1 protein-coding gene is annotated in these 4,292 nt (G+C 60.7%); it reads right to left on the reverse strand.

What is annotated here, in order from left to right; genetic code table 11:
• Window positions 1-574: 574 nt before the first annotated feature.
• Entirely contained in the window at window positions 575-3,748 is a 3,174-nt protein-coding gene (gene polA / locus ACF8AM_RS11755) for a DNA polymerase I (RefSeq protein WP_392555816.1), read from the reverse strand.
• Between the last annotated feature and the right edge of the window lie 544 nt (window positions 3,749-4,292).

Consider the following 4,292-nt stretch of genomic DNA (forward strand, 5'->3'; position numbering starts at 1 on the left):
AGGGCTTCGGGCTTCGGGCTTCGGGCTTCGGGCTTCGGGCTTCGGGACTCGGGACTCGGGACTCGGGACTCGGGACTCGGGACTCGGGACTCGGGACTCGGGACTCGGGACTCGGTCGGTCGGTAGGTAGGCCAGGTCCGATCTGGCGATGGTTCCATTCGGCAGAACTCTGGGCTTGCGTCGTTGGTCACTGGATGAACGAGGTTCTGTAGGGTCCCTCGCTGACGCGTCGGGTTATGAAGAAAACAATGCCTCACGCAAAAGCGCAACTTCAAAACTGACGCGTCGGGTTTCCATTTCGACGGGCTGGGAAGCCCAACGTACGGGGAGCCCCATCGTACGAGGAGCCAGGTGCACGTCCGAATTCTTGGCGAATCCGGCTACGAGCACGAGCACGAGCACGAGCACGAGCACGAGCACGAGCACGAGCACGAGCACGAGCACGAGCACGAGCACGAGCACGAGAGCTAGAAGCTAGAAGCTAGAAGCTAGAAGCTAGAAGCTAGAAGCTAGAAGCTCACTGTGCCCCTGTGGCCCTGAGCCCCTTTCCCACTGGCCGGCCGCCCCGGCCGGCCTAACAATCCGCCCAGGTTCGGCCGTGGGCGACGTCGACTTTCAGTGGCACGTCGAGTTGCATCACGCTGGTCATGGATTCGCGAATCAGATCGGACAGGGCCTCGAGCTCTTCGTCGGGGGATTCGAGCAACAGTTCGTCGTGGATTTGCAGCAGCAGACGCGCTTGCAGGTCGCTCTGTTGGAGTTGCTTGTGGACTCGCAACATGGCCAATTTGATCAGGTCGGCCGCGGTGCCTTGGATGGGCATGTTGATCGCAATGCGTTCCGGTTCGGTGAGACTGCGGCGTTTTGATTCGGGCAGTTTGGCGAGGTCCCGAACGCCTTTGATTTCTCGCCGACGTCCTAACATGGTTGTCACGTAGCCTTCGTTGCGGCAACGAGACAACGTTTCCATCATGAACGCTTCGACGCCCGCGTAGCGTTTGAAATACAACTCGATGTAATCGCGTGCTTCGTCGTTGCTGATGCCCAGGGTCTTGGCCAACCCAAACGGACTTTGCCCGTACACGATCCCGAAGTTAATCGTCTTGGCGATCCGCCGCAGGTCGCTGGTCACTTCGGATTCGTCGATGCCGTTGACTTCCGCGGCGACTCGCGTGTGGATGTCGGCGTCGTCCTGGTAGGCGCTGATCAAGGCTTCGTCACCGCTGTAGTGCGCCAGCACTCGCAGTTCGATTTGCGAATAGTCGGCGCCGAGCAACGACCATCCTTCTTGACCGGCGGTGAACGCGGCCCGGATTGCCTTGCCTTGCTCGGTTCGAATCGGGATGTTTTGCAGGTTGGGTTCGCTGCTGCTGAGCCGCCCCGTGGCCGCGACGTCTTGCCGGAACGACGTGTGGACTCGTCCGGTTTTTTGGCAGATCAATTGCGGCAGGGCATCGATGTAAGTGTTCTTGAGTTTGGTCGCTTGGCGGTACTGCAGGATGTGCTGAGCGATCTCGTGGTTGACCGCGAGTTGGCCGAGCACGTCGGCATCGGTGCTGACCCCGGTCTTGGTTTTCTTGATCACGGGCAGGCCGAGTTCTTCGAACAGGACCACGCCGAGTTGCTTGGGGCTGTCGAGATTGAATTCGTGTCCGGCGGCGGAAAACACCAACGCTCGGAGGTCCGCGATTTCTTTTTCGAACCGCTCGCTCATTTTGGCCAGCGTGTCTGCATCTACATGGATGCCGTTGAATTCCATTTCGGCCAGCACATCGATCAGCGGCATTTCGAGTTCATCGAACAATCCATCCAACCCAGATGCATTGAGTTCGTCGCGGAGCGCGGGGGCGACTCGGATGGGCACGTCGACGTCTTCACAGGCATAAGGCGAAACGTCGTCCACGGGGACTTGGTCCATCGTGATTTGTTTCTTGCCGGTCCCGATCAGTTCTTTGATGGAAAGGTTGGTGTGGTCGAGCCGGCGTTTGGCGAGGTCGTCCAGTCCGTGGTTGCGGCCTCCGGAATGGAGCAGGTAGTCAGCGACCATGGTGTCGAGCGTGATGCCGCCGAGTTGCACGCCGGCGGAACGCAGCACGATCATGTCGAACTTCAGGTTGTGGCCGACCTTTTCAATCGTGGACGATTCGAGGACCTCGCGGAGGGTTTCGATCACCACAGATTGCTCGATCGTTGGATCACCGGTGGGGGCGCGGACCGGGATGTAGGCGGCTTCTCCGGGAGCCCATGCGATGGAGATGCCGACGAGATCGCACCCACGGGCTTGGGTGCTGGTCGTTTCCGTGTCGATCGCGAGCACGGTTTGTTGAGCGAGTTCCTCGGCGAGTGCTTTCAGTTCGCTTTCGTTGGTGATCGTTTGGTAGCGGGTTTCCCAAGCCGGTGGCGGTTCTTCCACCGGGGCTTCTCCACCGAGCAGTTCTGCGGCGCGGCCGCGGAGGCGACGAAAGCCGAACTCTTGCAGCAACGCGTCGACTCGATCGAGGTCGGCGGCGGAGCGGACGCAGCGGTTCCAGGGGATCGGTGATTCAACGTCGCGTTTGAGTTCGACCAGCTCACGCGACATCATTGCGGCGTCGCGGCCGTTCATCAGGTTCTCTTTGCGCTTCTTTCCCGAGATCGAGGCGGCGTTGTTGAGGATCTCTTCCAGCGTGTCGTGCTGTTCGAGCAATTGCTGGGCGATCTTGGGCCCGATCAGGGAGATGCCGGGCACGTTGTCGACAGGGTCACCGACCAGGGCTTGGTAGTCGACGACTTGATCGGGCCGGATGCCCCAGAGTTCTTTCAGTTCGGCGGCGTCGATCTCTTGGTCTTTGCGGATGTTGTAGATCTTGGTTTGTTCGCTGATCAGTTGCCGGCAATCTTTGTCGCTGGTGACGACCAGGCAGCGGCCGCCGGCGTTTTCGACTTTGGCTGCGACGGTGGCCAGCAGGTCGTCGGCTTCGAAACCGCCTTGCTCGATGATGCCGATGCCCATCGCATCGATGGCTTGCCGGATCAGCGGGATTTGTTGGCGGAGTTCGTCGGGCATCGAGTCCCGGTTGGCCTTGTAGTCGGGGTACAGCTCGTTCCGAAACGTGACTTCGCTCTTATCAAACGCAGCGATCAAGTAGTCCGGGTTCTTGCGAGAGATCAATTCCAGCATGTCACCGACGAAGCCATAGACGGCGGAAACCGGCAGTCCACCGGTGCTGGTCATGGGCGGCAAGGCGTGGAAGACCTGGTAGATCAACGAGTGAGCGTCGACGACAACGACCAATTGATCGGTCAGGTCGGGAATCGGATCGTCAGTGGTTTCCGGGATGGGCCTCTGGAGCACGGCGGGCAAGGCATCGTCGGCGATTCGGACGGCGTCGTGACGTTGCTTGCGCTCTTCCTGTGTTTCGCGATCGGCTCGCGGGCCGCTGTGGGAGGCGTCTTCGGGGGCCGCTTCGCTGGATGAGCTTACATGAGTTCGCTGGGCCGCGGTGGTTGGCAGCGGCGTCTCGCCTGTGCCGGCCACGGATGAAAGCGTCGCGGCGTTGGGGTTGGGGGTGAACCCGCGGGTGGCGGACAATTGGTTCGGGTCACGTTCCGCGACTGGCTTGCCGGTCGGGGGATTGGGGGAAGGGGATTTGTTGGACGCGGATTCTGCGACTTGTTCGGCGCCCGCTGGGGTGGGAGACTCGTCGAACCCACTGAACAGCATTTGGTCATCGTCGTTCTGTTTGGGGCGAGGTCGAGATTTGGCCATGAGAACCGTGCAAAGGTGGCGAGGCGTCGAGAAGGTGGCGTTGGGCTGTGGCTGGCGAGAGCATACCGTGATCGACCGAAATCGGGCAGTTTGGATGGGCCAACTCGACAGACGGAACAGCGAATCGGGGAGGATTGTGATGGTGAAGTGGGAAAGGGCCCCAGGAGCTCAGGACCACAGGGACTGGATTGGTAGGCCTGGTCCCGCCTGACGCGGGGCCCGCGCGGGGGAACTCTATGCTGGCAACCACATCGCAACCCGACGCGTGAGTTTTGAAGTTGCGCTTTTGCGTGAGGCATTGGGTTTTTCATAACCCGACGCGTCAGCGAGGCGAAGTCAACATCGTTTTTCCCTCGCTGACGCTTCGGGCTGTGAACGGTGGGTGGCACCTTACGGGAGCACGTAGCCGGGTTCGCCAGAACTCGGACGCACATCAACTCGAACGTCCGAATTCTTGGCGAATCCGGCTACCAACCACATCGCAACCCGACGCGTGAGCGAGGGACCGCACCAGCATCCCCCACGACGGCCCCATCCGGGGCGA

The organism is Rhodopirellula sp. JB055 (genome assembly GCF_043100905.1).
Taxonomy (GTDB): Bacteria; Planctomycetota; Planctomycetia; order Pirellulales; family Pirellulaceae; genus Rhodopirellula.

Excerpts from the sequence above, each read along its gene's own strand:
- polA (WP_392555816.1), bottom strand. The coding sequence starts at position 3,748 with ATGGCCAAATCTCGACCTCGCCCCAAACAGAACGACGATGACCAAATG.